Source organism: Serratia sp. (in: enterobacteria), assembly GCF_046715635.1.
Taxonomy (GTDB): Bacteria; Pseudomonadota; Gammaproteobacteria; order Enterobacterales; family Enterobacteriaceae; genus Chania.
Genome location: NZ_JBKJYW010000293.1, coordinates 1 through 18,612 on the forward strand (window position 1 = coordinate 1; position 18,612 = coordinate 18,612).

Annotated in this window: 17 protein-coding genes and 1 pseudogene; 8 read left to right on the forward strand and 10 right to left on the reverse strand. The window is 54.4% G+C overall.

Features of this window, described 5'->3' with window-relative positions:
* The coding region (locus ACLQ7H_RS14815) for a pirin family protein (RefSeq protein WP_411753338.1) at window positions 1–826 on the reverse strand (826 nt) is incomplete at its 3' end.
* 125 nt (window positions 827–951) lie between these two features.
* On the opposite strand from ACLQ7H_RS14815, the gene ACLQ7H_RS14820 reads away from it, so the two are divergent.
* Window positions 952–1,860, forward strand: a complete 909-nt coding sequence (locus tag ACLQ7H_RS14820; RefSeq protein ID WP_411753339.1) for a LysR family transcriptional regulator — start codon at window positions 952–954, stop codon at window positions 1,858–1,860.
* Here the strand turns inward: ACLQ7H_RS14820 and ACLQ7H_RS14825 are convergent, their stop codons facing one another.
* Both ACLQ7H_RS14825 and ACLQ7H_RS14830 read right to left on the reverse strand, forming a co-directional pair.
* Complete coding sequence (locus tag ACLQ7H_RS14825) at window positions 1,861–2,244, reverse strand: VOC family protein (protein ID WP_411753364.1); 384 nt, start codon at window positions 2,242–2,244, stop codon at window positions 1,861–1,863.
* Between the two features lie 2 nt (window positions 2,245–2,246).
* Entirely contained in the window at window positions 2,247–3,029 is a 783-nt protein-coding gene (locus ACLQ7H_RS14830) for a DeoR/GlpR family DNA-binding transcription regulator (protein ID WP_411753340.1), read from the reverse strand.
* Between the two features lie 215 nt (window positions 3,030–3,244).
* Between ACLQ7H_RS14830 and ACLQ7H_RS14835 the strand changes: the two genes are divergently transcribed.
* Entirely contained in the window at window positions 3,245–3,850 is a 606-nt protein-coding gene (locus tag ACLQ7H_RS14835; RefSeq protein ID WP_411753341.1) for a hypothetical protein, read from the forward strand.
* A gap of 15 nt (window positions 3,851–3,865) precedes the next feature.
* Here ACLQ7H_RS14835 and ACLQ7H_RS14840 read toward each other — a convergent pair whose 3' ends face one another.
* The 3 genes from ACLQ7H_RS14840 to pagP all read right to left on the reverse strand — a co-directional run bounded on the left by ACLQ7H_RS14840 (window position 3,866) and on the right by pagP (window position 5,389).
* On the reverse strand, window positions 3,866–4,126 hold the full coding sequence (locus ACLQ7H_RS14840; protein WP_411753342.1) for a DUF333 domain-containing protein: 261 nt from the start codon (window positions 4,124–4,126) through the stop codon (window positions 3,866–3,868).
* Window positions 4,127–4,177: 51 nt separating this feature from the next.
* Entirely contained in the window at window positions 4,178–4,669 is a 492-nt protein-coding gene (locus tag ACLQ7H_RS14845; RefSeq protein ID WP_411753343.1) for a DUF2501 domain-containing protein, read from the reverse strand.
* A gap of 129 nt (window positions 4,670–4,798) precedes the next feature.
* A complete protein-coding gene (pagP, locus tag ACLQ7H_RS14850) occupies window positions 4,799–5,389 on the reverse strand; it encodes a lipid IV(A) palmitoyltransferase PagP (protein WP_411753344.1) in 591 nt (196 codons plus the stop codon).
* Window positions 5,390–5,635: 246 nt separating this feature from the next.
* Here pagP and ACLQ7H_RS14855 point away from each other — a divergent pair, with 246 nt between their 5' ends.
* The 4 genes from ACLQ7H_RS14855 (at window position 5,636) to ACLQ7H_RS14870 (ending at window position 10,746) form a co-directional block, all read left to right on the forward strand.
* Window positions 5,636–6,343, forward strand: a complete 708-nt coding sequence (locus ACLQ7H_RS14855; protein ID WP_411753345.1) for a DUF554 domain-containing protein — start codon at window positions 5,636–5,638, stop codon at window positions 6,341–6,343.
* Between the two features lie 389 nt (window positions 6,344–6,732).
* A complete protein-coding gene (locus ACLQ7H_RS14860) occupies window positions 6,733–8,412 on the forward strand; it encodes an alpha-keto acid decarboxylase family protein (RefSeq protein ID WP_411753346.1) in 1,680 nt (559 codons plus the stop codon).
* A 126-nt stretch (window positions 8,413–8,538) separates the two neighbouring features.
* Window positions 8,539–9,141: a tellurite resistance methyltransferase TehB gene (gene tehB / locus ACLQ7H_RS14865; protein WP_411753347.1), complete on the forward strand. Its 603-nt coding sequence runs from the start codon at window positions 8,539–8,541 to the stop codon at window positions 9,139–9,141.
* 111 nt (window positions 9,142–9,252) lie between these two features.
* Entirely contained in the window at window positions 9,253–10,746 is a 1,494-nt protein-coding gene (locus ACLQ7H_RS14870) for an aldehyde dehydrogenase family protein (RefSeq protein WP_411753348.1), read from the forward strand.
* A 164-nt stretch (window positions 10,747–10,910) separates the two neighbouring features.
* Here ACLQ7H_RS14870 and tynA read toward each other — a convergent pair.
* From tynA to ACLQ7H_RS14885, 3 genes and pseudogenes are all read right to left on the reverse strand, one after another.
* Window positions 10,911–13,202: pseudogene (gene tynA / locus ACLQ7H_RS14875) on the reverse strand (primary-amine oxidase).
* Between the two features lie 167 nt (window positions 13,203–13,369).
* Window positions 13,370–14,284 carry a transcriptional regulator FeaR gene (gene feaR / locus ACLQ7H_RS14880; protein WP_411753349.1) on the reverse strand — a complete coding sequence of 305 codons (915 nt, stop codon included), beginning with the start codon at window positions 14,282–14,284 and terminating at the stop codon, window positions 13,370–13,372.
* A gap of 298 nt (window positions 14,285–14,582) precedes the next feature.
* Window positions 14,583–14,780, reverse strand: a complete 198-nt coding sequence (locus ACLQ7H_RS14885) for a DUF4762 family protein (RefSeq protein ID WP_411753350.1) — start codon at window positions 14,778–14,780, stop codon at window positions 14,583–14,585.
* 456 nt (window positions 14,781–15,236) lie between these two features.
* Here ACLQ7H_RS14885 and ACLQ7H_RS14890 point away from each other — a divergent pair, with 456 nt between their 5' ends.
* Both ACLQ7H_RS14890 and alr read left to right on the forward strand, forming a co-directional pair.
* The gene (locus ACLQ7H_RS14890) at window positions 15,237–15,608 is read left to right on the forward strand and encodes a VOC family protein (RefSeq protein ID WP_411753351.1); all 372 of its coding nucleotides are present in this window, start codon (window positions 15,237–15,239) and stop codon (window positions 15,606–15,608) included.
* A 451-nt stretch (window positions 15,609–16,059) separates the two neighbouring features.
* Window positions 16,060–17,289: an alanine racemase gene (alr, locus tag ACLQ7H_RS14895; RefSeq protein WP_411753352.1), complete on the forward strand. Its 1,230-nt coding sequence runs from the start codon at window positions 16,060–16,062 to the stop codon at window positions 17,287–17,289.
* 78 nt (window positions 17,290–17,367) lie between these two features.
* On the opposite strand, the gene ACLQ7H_RS14900 is transcribed toward alr, so the two are convergent.
* The gene (locus ACLQ7H_RS14900; protein ID WP_411753353.1) at window positions 17,368–18,489 is read right to left on the reverse strand and encodes a JmjC domain-containing protein; all 1,122 of its coding nucleotides are present in this window, start codon (window positions 18,487–18,489) and stop codon (window positions 17,368–17,370) included.
* Between the last annotated feature and the right edge of the window lie 123 nt (window positions 18,490–18,612).

Here is an 18,612-nt window from a genome sequence, read left to right on the forward strand (position 1 = left end):
GGAAAGCCTGTTGGATCTCCGCCTCGCTGTTCATCACGAAGGGGCCATAACCGACGATGGGCTCATCGATAGGCTCGCCACTCAGCACCAGCAAGCTGACGTCACCATTTGCCTCAAGGGTGATGGAGTCGCCAGCGCGATCCAGCAGCACTATTTGCGTTTCCCGCACGATCTGATCGCCGTTGACCAGAATCGCCCCATGCAGCATCACCACGGCCAGCGTATGCCCTTCCTCCACCTGCAAGGTGGTGGTCTGCTCGGCGTTCAGCTTCATGTCCCACACGTTGATTGGGCTGAAGGTCCGCGCAGGGCCAGCATGGCCACCGTAGCTCCCGGCAATGACCCTTACCTGCCCGGCATTGTCCGCCAAAGGAACGACAGGAATATCCTGGTTCAGCAAAGTCTGGTAACCCGGTGCCGCCATTTTGTCTTTGGCTGGCAGGTTGACCCACAGTTGCACCATTTCTATGGTGCCCCCTTTCTGCGCAAAGTCTTTGGAATGAAACTCTTCGTGCAAGATGCCCGACGCCGCCGTCATCCACTGCACATCGCCAGGGCCGATCACCCCGCCGCTGCCGGTGGAATCACGATGTTCAACTTCGCCCTGATAGACGATGGTGACCGTTTCAAACCCGCGATGAGGATGCTGCCCCACGCCACGTCGGCCACTGTGCGAACGGAATTTGGTTGGCGCAGCGTGATCCAGCAATAGGAACGGGCTCATCTCTGCGCCCAGCTCGTTATAGGAGAACAGGGAATTCACCAGAAAACCGTTGCCGACCCAGTGAGCTTCCGGGCTGTTATAAACACCAAGGATCTTTTTCATCTTAAACTCCTGTTGCAGGCCTCGCGGCCTAACGTTGATGACAGAAGTTTAGTCCAAGGCGATTTGCCGCAGTAGTCGGCAAGATATACACTCAGTGTTCTATCAATAGAACGATAAGGGCACCGATGCAGACAGACCTGAACGATCTGTATTTCTTCGCCAGCGTGGTGGACCATCAGGGTTTTGCCCCCGCAGGGCGTGCACTTGGCATTCCTAAATCGAAGCTCAGCCGCCGCGTGGCGCAGCTGGAGGAACGGCTCGGCGTACGCCTGATCCAACGTTCAACCCGGCGTTTCTCGGTGACCGATTTAGGGCAAAGCTATTATGTGCACTGTAAGGCGATGCTGGTTGAGGCAGAAGCGGCGCAGCAGGCAATCGAACAGACCCGCGCAGAGCCTTGCGGCACGGTTCGTATGTCTTGTCCTGTGGCGATGTTGCATACGCGTATCGGCAGTATGGTGGCCAGGTTTATGGCGGATTATCCACGGGTGACCGTACATCTTGAGGCGACCAACCGCCGGGTCGATGTGGTGGGTGAAGGGTTGGATCTGGCGGTTCGCGTCAGGCCACCACCGTTAGAAGACAGCGACCTGGTACTGAAGATCCTGGCTCAGCGCAGCTGGTGTATCGCCGCCAGTCCGGCATTAGTACGTACGATCGGCGCTATCGATTCACCCACAGGGTTACAGAACTACCCAACGCTCGATCTCGGCCCGGCCAGAACACAGCATCAATGGCAACTCAGCGGTCCGCAGGGGCAGACGTTCCAGTGGGAGCATCAACCCAGACTGGTCACCGACGATATGCTGATGCTGCGTACTGCGGCAATTGCCGGGGCCGGTATCGTTCAACTGCCGACCATGATGATGCACGATGAGATCCTGCGGGGCGATCTGGTACAGCTGTTGCCCGGTTGGCAACCTCAGGGCGGCGTGATCCACATTGTCTATCCCTCACGCCGTGGCATGCTGCCAGCGGTACGGCTGCTGATAGATTTTCTGGCTCAGCAGTTCGCCACCCTAGAGGAAGCGTGATCAGGCGGTGATTTCGATCGCGTTGCCGTCTGGATCGCGAATGATGGCCTCATAAAAGCCATCACCGGTCCAGCGCGGTGTCGCCTGCAAAATCCCCTCTTGCTTGGCCCGCTGTGCCAGTTCATCCACCAACGCCTCGCTGCCGAGCGACAGCGCAATATGGGCCCAGCCAACGCGTTCCTCACCTTTACCGCCGGGCAACAGGCCAGGAACGCACATGATCTCCAGCGCGGGACCATCTGCCAGTTGAACAAAGCGCGAGATAAAGCCAGGGCGATTCTTGCTCACATATTCCTGCCCCGCTATGCCATTGAAATAGCGCTGCCAGAAGCCGACCTGAGCCTCAATATCCTGTGTCCATAGGGCTACATGGGCGATTTTCATCATTACTCTCCATCATCTGCGGGGATATACAGCACGCTGCCACCGCTGAGAGTGACCTGCTGTTCGAGTTGCGCCTGGCCGCCACGGGCAATCACCAGATAATCGACCTGGCTGGCGGGCAGTAGCGTATAAGGCGCGTAGGTATTGAACTTATCGCGGGTACACAGCACCGCGACGTTGCCAGAGCGTGCCAGCATCTGTTTCTTAAACTGCGCCTCCTGGTAGCGCAGCGCGGTAAAGCCACTGTCGGGATCGTAAGCACAGACGCCGGTAAAGGCGATGTCGAAACGAAACGTGGCAATCTCGGCCAATGCCTTGGCATCGACGCTGCCGCCAATTTCTGCATCTACCTCACCGCCAATCATAATGGTGCGGATCCCAGGGCGTTCCAGCAGGCGGCTGGCCACGCTTAACGCATTGGTCACCACGGTGAGTTGCCGATCGCGGGGCAGCAGATCGGCCAGATAAAGGTAGGTACTGCCCGCATCAAGAAAGATCACCTGCCCGGTCTGGATCAGAGTCAAGGCTGCCCGGGCCAGCCGATGTTTTTCATCGCCACTAATCTCAACCCGCTCGGCCATATAGCCACCGGCAGGCGTGAGCGCCAACGCCCCACCATAGATCCGTTTGCACAGGTTTTGCGCCGCCAGTTGGCGCAGATCGCGGCGAATGGTGGCCTCGGTGGTATGCAGCTGCGCCGCCATTTCGATCGCCAGCACTCGCCCCTGCTGTTGCAAGGTGGCAAGGATGGCCTGGTGGCGTTCATTGGGCAGCAGTTTTGACATGATGACGGTTCGACAAAGATACAATGAACACAAATGTATACAAACGAACACAAACGTACAATCGTTTTCTATAAAAAGCGCTTTTGGCGATTTTCGCCGTCAGGATGTTGGCTATACTGCAAAAGGTTACGTTAACGCAGACGTAACGCTCTGATTAAACACCCATTGAAAGGCAAGTTGCGGCTTGAAAGGCAGGCGGCCATAAAGGAAAAACAATGCTATTGAGAGTTGCAAGCTGGCTATTTCAGCTGCCGGGTAGGCTATTGGCACCGATCTTCCGCAATCGACTGACCCTGTTGATCTTCTTTATTCTGGTTGCAGCCGGGGTTTTTCTGGCTAAACGCCACTTGAGTGAAGGAGTACAGGAGGAGAGTTTTACCCTTGCCGCCCCCCAGAATTACGTGATCCAGCGGGAGGCCCCGTTACGGGAGGCACGCCAGCACTGCGTTGGGCCGCTGGCAGACAATCAGGGCAGCCCGTGGCCCACCTCGGCAGGTTATCTGCATGAGCCAGATTGGCAAGCCAGCAGTAAATTGCAGACGTTGACGCTGGAAAATAAGCACCATGAATTTGCCGCTTTGGTCAAACTAGAGAACACCAGCAAGCAGCTACTGGCAGAGGTGTTCCTCCCCGCAGCCAGCAGTTTCAATATCAAGCTGGAGCCCAATGGCCACTATGTGATGAAGGTAAAAGACATCCACAGCGGCTGTAGCTTCCGCACGGCCTTCTCGATGGCAGATCGGCCCGATGGCAGGCTGCCATTGACCTTTTCAGAGGAGGGGCCAGACCAATATCATCCGATAAGTGATAGAGAGTTCTAGCACCGTCCTTCCGGGTTATTTTTTCACTGGGTGGTCGCGGCGGAACAACTCCCAGCTGTCAATCTCTTGCCCATCCGGCAAGGTACAGGTGGAGGATTGCCCCTGAGCATTTTGTTTGGGGTTCAGCTTGCCGCCAATCTGGCTGCAATACACATCTGCCGGATTCGCCATGCCAATCACCTTTGGCGGCGCAGGCGCATCATCATGGGTTTTCACCGCACACCCCTGTAGCAAAGCTACGCCAGCGAACAGGGAAAGCATTAGGATCTTGGTCATTGAGATTATTTTCACCGTGAAGTGAGTGGGAACATCGCGACCTCTTAGGGATCACGAAATAAAGGACATGCCCTGTTTCAGCACCAGGTCGCAGGCTTTCTGCTTCACCTTCTCGGTGATTTGCGAGGTGCCCAGGCTATTAAGATCCAGCGTGTTGCCCTTGCCGGTATTCAGCAGGCCACCCAGCCCTTGCTGATAATCTTCACTGTTGGCATTGGCCGTGCTGGTGATACCCAGTTTATTCAGCAGTTGGTCTTTCACCGCTTCAGTACCGTTCGCCGATAGAACGTTATTCTGCACGCAGTACTGCAAAATCCCTGCGGCGTTGGTCATGCTGGAGGAGCTCAATGCTTTATCACCGCCGTTGAGTAATCCGCTGAGCGAGGACAGCGACATGCCGCCGTTGCTGGTGCTGCCGCCTGATTTGCTCAGTTCTGTGGCGGCACTGCTGAGGGAGTCCATCAACCCGGCGGCCTGGGCGCTGCCCGTAGCCATTACCGTGGTCAAGCTCAGGGCCAACAATAAGCGATATTGGGTATTCATAACGATAAGACTCCTGTTTAACTGCAAAATGACGGCGTAATTAACCCCATGCTTAGCTCGGACGCCGTGCCACCCGACAAGTTCCTTTTATTCGGGCTGCCGCGCATTTTTCAGAATGTCGGCAAATCATCAGAACTGCCAGCGCAACCAGGCAAAGAACACGTTACCGTTATTGTAAGTACCCGGAATATAGGTAGCCTGTAAGGTCAGTTGCTTATAGCCGATCGACGCCAACGGCAGCGGCGCGGGGATCGGGATATATTTCCAGTTGTCACGCGCGGTCACGCTGGCGGTAAACCCTAGCCCCAAGCGGAAATCCTCCCCTTCAATCGGCCGCCAGATCTTCTCATAGGCATAACCGCCGATCGGTTCCCACTTGTTGTAGGAGTCCTTGAACGCCATCAGGTAGATCGCGTGCCAATCACCATCGGCATCAAACCGTGAAATGCCATAGCCAGCACCCCAAGGACGCTCGTTGTACTCGTCGGTCTTTTCCTTATCGTAGGTCCAGCGGTTATGCCAGGTGATCGCCGGGAGATAGAGCTCCTTATTGGGCGAGTTGTTCCAGGTTTCCGCCACGTTGCCGGTAAAACGCCCCCACCAGCCGGGATCTTCAGCGTGCGCGACATTGCTATTTTCCGCACTAACCTGGGCGTAGGAAGGCAGTGCAGGAAATATCACCGCCAACCCCCCGGCTAACAAGATCCTTTTAACCACCATTTCGCAACTCCTGTAAAAATAAAGCCGGGGATTCTTACCGATCGTCCTATCCTGAGCAAGCCGTATCTCTCTAGCCCGATGCTTTTATCGCCCCTCGTTGAGAGACGGTTAAGTTTGGTGCCCATTGGCGTACGCGCCCAAGTTATGCGCCTGTACACGCGCTGTCTGTCAGAAAACTCCGGTTCCCCTGCTTGCACCTCAACGACTTATGGAGGAACCTTAGGTTTTATTTGCCGAGGGATAGGTATGGTTATTGGTCCATTTATTAATGGTGCAGCAATATTGGCCGGTGGTATTGCAGGGGCAATGTTGGGTCATAGGCTGCCGGAGCGGGTGCGCCTGGCATTGCCAATGACCTTTGGTATTACCTCGATGGGGATGGGTGTAGTGCTGATCGGCAAGGTAGCACATATGCCAGTGATGGTATTGGCACTGGTGCTGGGAGCACTGCTTGGCGAGCTTTGCTACATTGAACGGGGCATCAGCCGCATCGGAGGCTGGGCCCGTAATCTGATGGCCCCCAAAGGCGCTGTCAGAGAGGACCAGAAAGAGTTTCTGGAGGCATATGTCGCCATTATCGTGCTGTTCTGCGCCAGCGGCACCGGCATCTTTGGCTCGATGCACGAAGGGATGACCGGGGATGCCAGCGTGCTGATCGCCAAATCTTTCCTCGATCTGTTCACCGCGCTGATTTTTGCTTCCGCGCTTGGCCTGGCCGTGGCGTTGATCGCCGTCCCGCAGTTGGTCATCCAGTTAGCTCTGGCGTTTGGCGCCGTGTTCATTTTGCCGCTGACCACACCGGCGATGCAGGCCGATTTCTCTGCCGTTGGCGGGTTAATGATGTTGGCCACCGGCTTGCGCATCTGTGGTATCAAGCTGTTCCCGGTAGCCAATATGCTGCCAGCATTGGTGTTGGCGATGCCAATTTCGGCGGCCTGGATTATGTTCTTCTGAGCGCCACTCCCCCACTTTAAATTATCTTCCTCCTGGCGTAGCGAAAAATTGACGCCCAGCCAGGAGAGAAGTGAAGATGGCGGAAAGTACCCGTCTGGCTTTTCGCTTCTGCCCTTGCCGCAATTTCTAGCGGCCATCAATGCAAGAAAAGTACCGCCCCCTGCGAAAACCGCTGTTGCTACCCCTTTTGGGTCGTAAACTCCTTGATACGATGAATAATCCTTCCCCCAAACCCGCTCAACTTGAACAAGCCGCCACTTTCACCAACTGTTAATGCTGACGCCCTACAAGCGACTCGCATTTTCAACGATTAACCACGCGACATCGCCAGCCGTTCCCTGCTGCGCGCGGTTAAATAACAATAAATTGACGTGAATGTGGAGCAATCAATGAGGATCACCATAGGTTCATTCATCCTGCAACAGCTGCGCGCCCTGAAAGTGGATCGCATCTACGGCGTGCCCGGCGATTACAACCTGGCACTACTGGAAACCATCGAGCATGACTCAAGCTGCGAATTCATTGGCAACTGCAACGAGCTGAACGCCGCTTACGCCGCCGATGGCTATGCCCGCCTCAACGGCGCTGGGGCGTTGATCACCACCTATGGCGTGGGCGATCTGGCAGCCCTTTCCGGCATTGCCGGAGCCTATGCGGAATCAGCCCCGGTGATTTGCATTGCGGGTACGCCACCGCTGCACGCCATGCAGGGCAATGCGCTGCTGCACCACTCCCTGGCAGACGGCAATTTTGATAACGTGATGAACTGTTTCCGGCAGTTCACCGTGGCGCAGGCGCTCATCACCCCGGAAAATGCCGCAACGGAGATCCCGCGGGTCATCGCCTGCGCCTGGCAACGTAAGAAGCCGGTTTACCTGCAACTCCCCTCAGACATTTGTGAAGTGGAAATTGAGGTTGCCGATAATCCCGCCCCATATCGCTTGCCAAGCAGCGATGCCAGCCATCTTCAGCTTGCCAGCGCAGCCCTGCTCGAACGGATTAACCGGGCTAAACGGCCAATCATCCTGATCGATCAGATGGTCGAACGATATCAACTTCAAACGCAGGTGTTAGCCCTGGCGGATAAATTCGCCATCCCGTTAACCAATATGCCCACGGCAAAATGTGCGATCTCAGAGAACACGCCGGGCTGGCAAGGCGGCTACAACGGCGATCTGTCTCGCCCCGAGTTGTTTGAGCTGATGGCCCAGTCAGATTGCATCCTCAGCTTTGGCGTACGCCTGGTGGATTCCACCACCGGCTATTTCAGCCAGCAGATCCCTGAGCAGTCAGTGGTGGATATTCAGCCTTTTTCGCTGAAGCTGGATAACATTTCCTACCCTGCGGTAACGGCAAGCGAACTGCTGCAAGCTCTACTGGAGAAAGCTCCTGCCACCAGCCAGCCGCCGCTGAAGTCACTATCAGGACCGCAGCAGAAACTAGCGCAGCCAAGCAGCGAACCGCTCGATCAGGACTATTTCTGGCAGCGGATACGGCGCTTTATTCAGGCGGATGACGTGCTGGTCGTTGAAAATGGCACCTCTGGCGCAGCGATCGGCGGCATGCGGATGCCAAACGGCGTAACCGTGGTCAACCAACCGATTTGGGGATCGATCGGCTATACCTTACCCGCATTGCTCGGCACGATGATGGCCGCGCCCCAACGGCGGCAGTTGCTGTTTATTGGTGATGGCTCCTTCCAGCTCACCGCCCAGGAACTCTCAACGCTGTTACGTCATGAGCAAAAGCCGATCGTCTTTCTGATCAATAACGACGGTTACACCATTGAGCGCTATATCCTTGGCGAAACGTCGTCTTATAACGCTATCGGCTCGTGGGATTACGCCAAGCTCCCGGCGGTGCTAAGCCCGCAGACCCAGGCGTTTTGCGTCACGGTAGAAACCAGCCAACAGCTGGAGATGGCGCTGGAGCAGGCTTCGCGTCAGGACCACTTGGCGTTTATCGAGGTGAAATTGCCGATGATGGATTCCCCACCGGCGATGAAAGAGTTCTGCCGCCGCTGCAACAGCTTTAACTTTGGGCTGCACAACCCAAGGCGCATTGCCTGATAAAACCAGGGCCTGGCGCAGGGATACCGCCAGGCCAAACTGAACGGGTATACTGTGCTCCTCTCAACGGCTAGGCAAAAGGCCACTAAAGATGTATTTTATATACATCAAACATAGAGGAACACCATGATGGATCAGCAGACCACCCTGCCAGAAAACTATTACACCCAAAAATACTCCCTGACGGCCACCCATTCCGAAGTCCTTGAGGCATCCAAGCTGATCGCGCCCGGCAAGACGCTGGATCTGGGCTGCGGCAGCGGCCGCAATTCGCTGTATCTCAACCTGAAAGGCTTTGATGTCACCGCCTGGGACAAAAACGCTGCGTCGATCGCCGCGATAAACCAGATCATAGCCACCGAGCAGCTTGCACACATCAGAGCCAGCGAGCAGGATCTCAATACCCATCGCTTTAGCGGCCAGTACGACTTTATCCTGTCTACCGTGGTGTTTATGTTCCTGGATCGCCAGCAGATCCCACACATCGTACGCAATATGCAAGACAGCACGGTTAAAGGGGGCTACAACCTGATCGTCGCGGCCATGGATACGCCAGATTACCCCTGCACGGTGCCCTTCTCGTTCACCTTCAAACCGGATGAGTTAAAAGACTACTATCAGGATTGGGACATCATCAAATATAACGAGAACCCCGGCGAGCTGCACCGCCTAGATGCCGAGGGCAACCGCATCAAACTGCGTTTCGCCACCTTGCTGGCGCGTAAATAGCCCGCAAGTGTCACGCAGTACAAACCCATTGTCAGGCAGATGAAAACCGCGTTGGGTATAACGCTATAGACTGTTAAGGGTAACGATCCGTTTATTCCCTTAGGAGGGCGTATGCCTAATGTGACCATACTCGACAGCGTAGTCCGTTTCCTCGATCGTCAGCACGGCCTGTATATCAACGGCCAGTGGCAAACCTCACAGGCCGAATCGCGGCTGGCGGTCTATAACCCAGCCGACGGCCAACAAATCTCCTGCACCGCCGATGCCAACGCCGCAGATGTCGAGCTGGCAGTCACCTCGGCCCATCAGGCCTTTACCGCAGGAGTTTGGGCACAGCGCCTGCCCGCCGAACGTGAGCGCATTTTACTGCGCTTCGCCGATCTGGTGGAGCAACACGCCGAAGAGCTGGCCCAGTTGGAAACCCTGGAACAGGGGAAATCCATCAACATCTCCCGCGCCTTTGAAGTGGGTTGCACGCTGAACTGGATGCGCTATACCGCCGGGCTGACCACCAAGATCGTCGGCCAAACTCTGGATGTCTCCATTCCGATGCCGCCGGGAGCCAAATATCAGGTCTATACCCGTAAGGAGCCGATCGGCGTAGTGGCCGGGATTGTCCCCTGGAATTTCCCGCTGCTGATTGGCATGTGGAAGGTGATGCCAGCACTGGCTGCGGGCTGTTCCATCGTCATCAAACCGTCTGAAACTACGCCGCTCACACTGCTGCGTATAGCGGAACTGGCAAGCGAAGCGGGTGTGCCACCTGGCGTGTTTAACGTGGTGACCGGCAAGGGAGCTATCTGCGGTAAAGCGCTGACGGAGCATCCGCTGATCGCCAAAGTGAGCTTTACCGGCTCCACGCCGGTGGGTAAAGGGATCGCACGCGCGGCGGCGGATCGGTTGACCCGCGTTACGCTGGAGTTAGGCGGTAAAAACCCGGCCATCGTGCTGAAAGATGCCGACCTGCAACAGGTGATCGAAGGGTTGATGGCCGGCAGTTTCCTTAATCAGGGGCAGGTCTGCGCCGCCAGCTCACGCATCTATATCGAAGCGCCGATTTACGATCGGCTGGTCGCCAGTTTTGAACAGGCAGTGAAGTCGCTTTCTGTCGGGCCGGGGATGGATGGCAATGCCCAGATCAACCCGCTGGTGTCCAAAGAGCACCGCAACAAGGTGGCCGCTTATCTGGATGATGCCAGAAACAAACACGCCGAATTGATCACCGGTGCCACCGGGCCTGACTTACAAGGCTTCTATATTCCCCCAACGTTAGTGATCAATCCCGATGACAGCCTGAACCTGGCGCGGGAAGAAGTGTTTGGCCCGGTCGTCAACCTGATCCGCGTAGCGGATGCCGAGGAGGCGCTGCACAAAGCCAACGATACCGACTATGGCCTGACGGCCAGCCTGTGGACCACCAGCCTGCAGGCGGCCATGGCGTATACGCCACGCATTCAGGCGGGCACGGTGTGGGTCAACACTCATACGTTGATCGACGCTAACATGCCGTTTGGCGGCTTCAAGCAGTCTGGCAGTGGCCGTGATTTTGGCCCGGACTGGCTGGATGCCTATACCGAATCCAAATCGGTGTGCATTCGTTACTAACATACCCGTCGTCTTTCAAGCTGCAGCGTTGTTACCTGCACTATCTCACCCCAGTCACTTACTAAACGTAAGCTCCTGGGGATGAGATAGCTTGGCGCCTAGCTGCAACTTGAAATCCATAGGGTATACATAGTTTACCTCCTATTTTATTGGTGAAGCAGAAATTACGGCTGTTGTTGCCCGTTCAGATTCAGCGTTGGCGTTTCATCAAAGAAGTTCCACGGTTTGAGCAAGGCATGCACCCACTCGGTTGGCATAATCGGCCACTCTTCCGCTCGCGCCACATGGGTGGTGCCGGTGGTGAGCCAGACCACGTCGTCGGTGTTGTCTATTGGCTGATTATCCGCCGTGTACTGACCCAGCCCGGTATCGTGGATCGAGCGGTTCGGGTATTTGCCTTCCGGATAACGTTCATTCCGGTTGTAACGGGTCACCCACAGCTGCCGATCCATAAAGCTCAGACGGTGGTAAATTCATTCATCCTTACCAAAATTGGCCCCCTTGGCGATCGGGTGCGTACCGCCCGCATACGGGATCAACTGATAGGAAACCGAATTACCCATCTTGTTCAACCGGCTCGGATTACTCAGCAAGCGAATGGTAGAAGGATCGAATTTCTGTGCCGCCTGCTGTTCGGTGGTGACCTTCACCTGATCGACCTGCATGGTGCTGGTACGCGGACCGCTGCGATCGTTAGGCTTCACATCCGGGTTCAACTCTACCAGGCTGTTATTTTCGCCATCCACATCCATATCCAGCCGGAAGTTGTAAATGTGCTGATGGGTAGTGCCCACAATGTTGTGATCGATCAGCGTGCCATATTGCGTATCCTGCTTGGCGGTCGGGTCCTGCATGGTTCTGGCTTTCACCCCTTTCACCGCTTCGATACCCGTCGCCCCAGCGTCGATGCCGATGGTGCCGTTCTGGTGGAATACCCAGTCGAAGATGTAATCATAATTGCCAACCGTACTGATCCAGCGCACCACCAGTTCACGGCGTTCGGTGCTGATATTCGGCTGCCCCATTTCCTGATGCTTGTACTCTGGCCCGGCGTAACGCTCAAAGATGGCGATGGCACGTGGAATAGCAGTCGGCTTACCGGTGTAATCGGCAATGGTCTCATCCAGCAACACCGCATTTTGCGGCGCATCTTTGCCAAGGGCAATCGGCGAGGTAAGCGTGCCCATGCCGTAATCCCCGGCATCCAGATAGGCTTTGAAGTACCAGCCCACGTCCGGATCGCCATAAGGCACGATCATGCCACCCAGCGACCCTTCATACATCACCTTGCGCTTACGGCCATTATCGTTATAGGTCACGGTTGAGATCACCGGCCCGACGCGGGAATTCAGATGCAGGTGGAAATCCCAGTTCTGCCAGTGGATGGTATTACCGGTGATGGTGTAGTTTTTGCCTTCCGGCTCAATGATATTCAACGCTTTGATTTTCGGGGCCTTACGATCGCGTCCGTCATACGGCGTTGGCTTCATCGGCACCGGGATCACCGGCCCCTCTTCAATTTTGATGATTTTCTTCTGTTCCAGATCGACCACCGCCACCAAGTTTTCGATCGGATGTGCCCAGTAGTTACCATCGCCAACGTCAAGATAGCTGATCACTTTCAGTAGGCGTTGATCCTGCTGCAAACCATCTTTGCCGTCAAAATAGCCCACGGTCAGCGGCGTGGTGATCACTTTACTCGGGTCCGCAACGCCGTGTTTCTTCAGGGCTTCGGCATATTCTTTGCTGCCGTTGATAATGCTCTGAACGCTGGCGAAATCATCCAGCAGCACCATTCCCTGAGCGTCTTTGATCGGCTGCCAGGACAGCACCTTTTTCTGTTGCAGATCGACCACGGTTTCAATCACATGCACCCCGTCGAGCAGGGTAATGTCGGCCTGCCGGGGCTGTGGTACATCGCGACCGCTTAGCACGAACTGCCAGACCTGGCTTTTTTCCGGTTCGCGCAGCGAGATTTCGGTGAAGCGTACGTTGTTTTTATACTCCGGGGCCGCCTTGATGATGGCGACCGCCGCGTTAATCTCCGCCGCACTCAACGGATTTAGCGGATGGGCCCGATGTTCCACCGCAAAGGTCTGATCCAGACCGGACTGGAACACCTCGTTGATAAACTCGTCTGACATATAGGCCGTTTTGCCCTTGAACACCACCGGCACCTGTAATCTCAACGGTTTGCCGTTAACGATGGCTTCACGGCTATCCGGTTTGACCTTCACATAGGCGCCGTCTTTCACGATCACAAACATGCGGGCGTAGTCATCCCACTGCACGCTGGCACCAAACTCTTCCAGAGTCTTTTGCAAAGGCACCATATGTACCGCGGCACCATGAGCCAACGCCGTTGGCTGCCAACCCGCGCCGATCAGCAAGCCTAACGCCAGCGCAATCGCCGCTGGCAGACGTTTGGTTTTGATTGTTGTTGTGTTAGCTACCATCTTTCCCCCGTCACCTATCAAAGAGATATTACCGCCGTTGTTGTTGTGATGAGCCCGTCTGACGGGGTCCCAATTCAACATAGCAACTCTTCACAGGGGATATTTTGTTGTGCTTGCCATCCGATTTGTCACTCCTGACAATCTGCTGGCAAATCATTCAGGCGGGGTTACAGATACTGTTTGCGGTACGCGCTCGGCGAGACGCCAAAGCGGGCCTTGAAGGCAGTGGAGAAATGGCTGTGATCGGTAAACCCCCAGTCATAACCAATATTGGCCAGCTTTTGCCGCTCCTTTGCCTGGCGCAAAACCTGAGCGCAGAGATCCAACCGACGATTTTTGATGTATTGCGCCACCACCAGCCCCTTGCGGGCAAATAACCGGTACAGGCTACGCACAGAGACGCCGATCTCACTGGCAACCCATTCAGGGCGCAGCTGTTCAGACTGAATATGCCGATCGATAAACGCCAGCGAACGGGTAAAAATACGCTCATGACTATCTTGCCCCTCGTCTTGCCCCATCAAGGCAGGCTGTAACAAGGTGGCCACGGCGTTAAGCACTGCTTCGCTCTCCAGGCGGCTCATCTGCGCATTCTGCATACTGCCCAATACCAGCTGCTGGCTGAGCTTAGCTACCACCGTATCGGCAGCAATGCGCCGTGCACCGGGCAGATTAGTAAAACGCAGCTGCTGTTCGAGATAGCTGCGCGGCAGCAACAGTGATAACTGACGGGAACCTTGTTGGTAGGTAAAGCTGCTGGGCTGCGCGGCGTCAATCAGGGTGATATCCCCGGCAGACAACATCGCTTGCCGATCGCCCTGCTCCATAACCGACTGGCCACGCAGTTGGAATACGGTAAAAAAGTGGCAACCGTCGCTTTGCTCTACTTCACGGCGGGTGCGGTAAAGCCGGGTCTGGGCAGCATCGACCACGCTCAGGCGTAATGCATGGGAGTGGAACTCCTGTATCGCGCCAACAAACCCAGGTGCCAGGGTTTTGGCACAAAACCGGCCACAGGCAGCATTGATTTGACCTAACCACTGTTCAAAACTGGCATCAGCGAGCCGGGTAGAGACTGCCATGATTAACCCCTTGAAACATAAGTAACAAAAGAGAACAGGCTTATCGTACTAAGCCGCATGCCCCGGTAGCTGCGGCTAATTGGGCATCAGCCAGAAAGGCAACATAACAAATCGCCAACATACGTTCAACATTGTTCCGGGGGTTTGATGCAGGGATCACAAACTACAGATAGGGGATAAATTTCTTCGTGGGGATAATGGAGATAAATAACCGTAAAAGGAGAGAAGAAAAGACTATTTAGAGGAAACGAAAGGTACGGCACCATCCATAGTGCCATACCTTAACTATGACTTGCGATTAAGCGCCGCAGTTAGCCAGATCGGCTGGTTCACGAGTCAGAAACTCACCGAATTTGCCCTGACAGGTGGAAACTCGACGGCAAACGGTTACCGCAGAGGTACCGGAACCTGAGGTTTGTCGTTCATAGCTGATAACACAATTGAGAACTCTGCCGCCAACAATGTTTGAAACTTCAGATGCGTTTAACTTTTTCATAAATATATCCTTATAGACATTACCAAAATGAACTTGCAATATTCTCACTAGAAAATAACTTTAATTTGACGAAATATAGCCGCCTTAAAGCGATTAAATTATAATAATAGAATAAATCCACAGTCAACATTAAAGCCTTGCTTGTCCTATGTTATGGATTGATCTTAATTAAAAACAAGAATAATCCATAATTAAAACCCAAAATATACATCCATTATATGATTAATAAAAAACAATCTGGCATAAGGCATTACAATAACAAACCAGGCTGACAAGTTATCATCGCATTGGCATTTATTTAATAAAGTTAATCCTCGTAAGTACCCAACCGCAGAGTCCAGCTTACCTGGAGCAAGCCAAACACGGGTTGATTACATGATCCAGATCACTGTATAAATACACAGCCCATGTAACATAACCAACCAGGAACAACCATCCATACCACTGGAGAATGCTATGAATAAAAATATCGTTAGCTGGTTTGAAATTTATGTTACTGATATGCCGCGAGCAAAGAAATTCTATGAGGCGGTATTCGACACGCAGCTAGAAAAGCTGGAGACCGAGGGGATGGAATACCTGATGTTCCCTTACCAGGAAGGGGGCGAAGGGTCTGGCGGCGCACTGGTTAAAATGGCTGGCGTGCCCGTTGGAGCGGGCGGCACCATGGTTTATCTGTCATGTGAGGATTGCGCCGTAGAAGAAAGCCGCATTGTCGCAAACGGCGGTGAGATCCTGAAAGAAAAATTTGCCATCGGTGAACATGGTTTTATTTCCATCGCCAAAGATAGTGAAGGCAACGTGATTGGCCTACATTCCATGAAATAATGCTGCCTGGTTATAACAATATGCAAATGATGCCCCTCACCCTAGCCCTCTCCCAAAGGGAGAGGGGATCAGATCGAGTTCGTTGATTGCTCTGCGTAATACCCTATCTTTCTTCTCACTCCCTGATGTGGTTCTGAAAATTCGGCGATACGCTTTGGATGACAGGGCGTTCGAGTTTTCTGAGATTAACTATTTACCCCCAAAAGAGCTGGGGCTATCAGCTCCCTCTCCCTGTGGGAGAGGGTTGGGGTGAGGGGATTAACTAAATAGCTGCGCTTATTACCTACTCCTTTTTTTACTCCCCCCTGTAGATTATTAATAAATTTGACAAAAAGTCACTTTTGTCATTTATTGGATGCCGCTGATCGCTCAGCCTCACCCGCCGTCAAATCAGATAAAAAAACTGATCAAGGCCGATAAAAACTCTTTTTTATTTCACCAGGAAGGGAATATGCCGCTGCATTTACGCCATTTAGTCTTAATACCGCTATTAACGTTGGTGGCTTGCCAGCAACCCACCAGTAGCATCTCCACGCCAACCCTCGCCGCCACGGCTAAAAGTGCACCGGCGGTGGTAAGCAATGCCCGGCTGGAAATCTCGCAAAGTGCGCTGGAATACAACACCCACAAAATTCAGCAGCTGTTGGGCGATAAAACCACCCTTTGCGCCATTCTGAAAGGCGATGCCTACGGGCACGACCTTTCGTTGGTGGCACCCGTGATGATCAAGAATCACGTGCAGTGCATTGGCGTGGCCAGTAATCAAGAACTGCAAACCGTGCGCGAACTCGGCTTTAAAGGCCGCCTGATGCGCGTACGCAATGCTACTGAAGCAGAGATGCGCCAGGCTACTGACTATGACACCGAAGAGCTGATCGGTAATCTGGAAATGGCGAAACGCCTGGATGCCATTGCCGCCCAACAGGGCAAAAGCCTACGTTTCCATTTGGCACTGAACTCTGGCGGCATGTCACGTAACGGTCTGGAAGTCAGCGATCGCGCCGGATTGGCTGAAGCCAAGGCTATCTCTGCATTACCTCATCTGAAAATGGTCGGCATCATGTCCCACTATCCTGAGGAAGATGCAGCGGCGGTACGCAAAGATCTGGCCCGCTTCAAGGTGCAGTCCCAGCAGGTGCTCGATATTACCGGGATCAAACGCAGCGACGTGACCTTACACGTTGCCAATACCTTCGCTACCCTCACCGTGCCGGAGTCCTGGCTTGATATGGTGCGAGTTGGCGGGGTGTTTTATGGCGATACCATTGCCAGTAATGACTATAAACGCGTGATGACCTTCAAGTCATCCATCGCGGCGCTCAATCATTATCCTAAAGGTAATACCGTCGGTTACGATCGTACCTTTACGCTGAAACGTGATTCGGTATTGGCCAATATTCCGGTGGGCTATGCAGACGGCTATCGCCGGGTATTCAGCAACGCGGGTCATGTGCTGATCCAGGGGCAACGGGTACCGGTGGTGGGTAAAACCTCGATGAATACCGTAATGGTGGATGTGACTGGGCTGAAAAACGTCAATCCTGGTGATGAGGTGGTGTTCTTCGGTAAGCAAGGCAATGCGGAGATTACCGCTACTGAAGTGGAAGACATCAGCGGCGCGCTGTTTACCGAGATGTCGATCCTTTGGGGCGCGACCAATAAGCGGGTGTTGGTGGATTAATTAACCCCCAGGCAACGGCTTGCGCCGTTGCCTGGGGTGAATCTATACATACTGTCCGTTGCGAAACTCACAGCACGCTTACTCGTCGAAGAACCAGTACCCCTGATTCACCAGGCCGGTTAACTCGGCAACAAACGCCGGGTTTTGCAGCGCGCTACCCAACTCTTTTTTGCCGAGTATAGTGTAGCGGCATAGGGCATCCGCAGCTTTAGGCTCGACGCTATCCAGGCGCTCGCTGTTGATAAAGAAGCTGCCGCCTACCTCCAGCACCCTTAAGCCACTCAGGCGTGTCAGGACGGCACCGTCCATCAACGCTTCGATAACCTCATCCTGCGCGTAAGGCGGTTGCGCAGGGGCGATATCCAGCTCGTGGCGCGGCGTGGTCACGAAACGGCCAAACCACTGTTTAAAATCTTCCGGCTGATTAATCATCTCGGTCATCATGCTGCGCAAGCGATCGAGTTCATACTCTTCCACCCGGCCTGGATGTTCCCGGCAGGTTAAATCAGGATCGCTGTAGTGCTCACCCCCGAGATCGTTTTCCAGCGCATAGTCCGCAAAGCTGCTGATTAAATCCCTGCCGTTAGGGCCACGGAAGCCAACGGAGTAATTAAGCGCGGTTTGATGGGTAAAGCCGTCGTGCGGGAAGCCCGGCGGAATATACAAGATATCGCCCGGTTCCAGATCTTCATCGATAATCGGCTCGAAAGGTTCCACGTGCAGCAGCGCCGGATGCGGGCAAAACTGCTTGAGCGGCAGTTTGTCTCCCACGCGCCAGCGGCGGCTCCCCATGCCCTGAATGATGAATACGTCGTACTGATCGATATGCGGCCCAACACCGCCGCCGGGTACCGAGAAGGAGATCATCAGATCGTCCAACCGCCAGTCCGGTAACACGCGGAACGGGGTTACCAGCTCCGCTGACGGGGCATGCCAGTGGTTAACCGCCTGAGCAAGCAGCGACCAGCCGGTTTCACCCAGGTTATCAAAATGCTCGAACGGCCCGTGGCTGGCCTGCCATTGGCCATGGGTTTGGCTGACCAGACGGCTATCTACCTCAACTTCCATCGCCAAACCGGCCAACTCGTCCGGGGTGATGGGATCGACGAAGTTCGGGAAGGCATTTTTTAATACTACAGGTTGTTTTTGCCAGTATTTTTCTAAAAATTCGGGCCAGTTCAGATTCAGTTGATAAGCCATGGGTCCACACCAGTGAGAAAACAAACGGGCCTGATTATAAAGAGGCAGATACTCGTACCGCCTTGTCATTGGTCAATGACTGGGCGTTAAGCTGGGCAAAAAGGTAGGTCTTGGGGGGAGATT

Coding starts and splice junctions, on each gene's coding strand:
- ACLQ7H_RS14820 (WP_411753339.1), top strand. CDS start 952: ATGCAGACAGACCTGAACGATCTGTATTTCTTCGCCAGCGTGGTGGAC.
- ACLQ7H_RS14825 (WP_411753364.1), bottom strand. CDS start 2,244: ATGAAAATCGCCCATGTAGCCCTATGGACACAGGATATTGAGGCTCAG.
- ACLQ7H_RS14830 (WP_411753340.1), bottom strand. CDS start 3,029: ATGTCAAAACTGCTGCCCAATGAACGCCACCAGGCCATCCTTGCCACC.
- ACLQ7H_RS14835 (WP_411753341.1), top strand. CDS start 3,245: ATGCTATTGAGAGTTGCAAGCTGGCTATTTCAGCTGCCGGGTAGGCTA.
- ACLQ7H_RS14840 (WP_411753342.1), bottom strand. CDS start 4,126: ATGACCAAGATCCTAATGCTTTCCCTGTTCGCTGGCGTAGCTTTGCTA.
- ACLQ7H_RS14845 (WP_411753343.1), bottom strand. CDS start 4,669: ATGAATACCCAATATCGCTTATTGTTGGCCCTGAGCTTGACCACGGTA.
- pagP (WP_411753344.1), bottom strand. CDS start 5,389: ATGGTGGTTAAAAGGATCTTGTTAGCCGGGGGGTTGGCGGTGATATTT.
- ACLQ7H_RS14855 (WP_411753345.1), top strand. CDS start 5,636: ATGGTTATTGGTCCATTTATTAATGGTGCAGCAATATTGGCCGGTGGT.
- ACLQ7H_RS14860 (WP_411753346.1), top strand. CDS start 6,733: ATGAGGATCACCATAGGTTCATTCATCCTGCAACAGCTGCGCGCCCTG.
- tehB (WP_411753347.1), top strand. CDS start 8,539: ATGATGGATCAGCAGACCACCCTGCCAGAAAACTATTACACCCAAAAA.
- ACLQ7H_RS14870 (WP_411753348.1), top strand. CDS start 9,253: ATGCCTAATGTGACCATACTCGACAGCGTAGTCCGTTTCCTCGATCGT.
- feaR (WP_411753349.1), bottom strand. CDS start 14,284: ATGGCAGTCTCTACCCGGCTCGCTGATGCCAGTTTTGAACAGTGGTTA.
- ACLQ7H_RS14885 (WP_411753350.1), bottom strand. CDS start 14,780: ATGAAAAAGTTAAACGCATCTGAAGTTTCAAACATTGTTGGCGGCAGA.
- ACLQ7H_RS14890 (WP_411753351.1), top strand. CDS start 15,237: ATGAATAAAAATATCGTTAGCTGGTTTGAAATTTATGTTACTGATATG.
- alr (WP_411753352.1), top strand. CDS start 16,060: ATGCCGCTGCATTTACGCCATTTAGTCTTAATACCGCTATTAACGTTG.
- ACLQ7H_RS14900 (WP_411753353.1), bottom strand. CDS start 18,489: ATGGCTTATCAACTGAATCTGAACTGGCCCGAATTTTTAGAAAAATAC.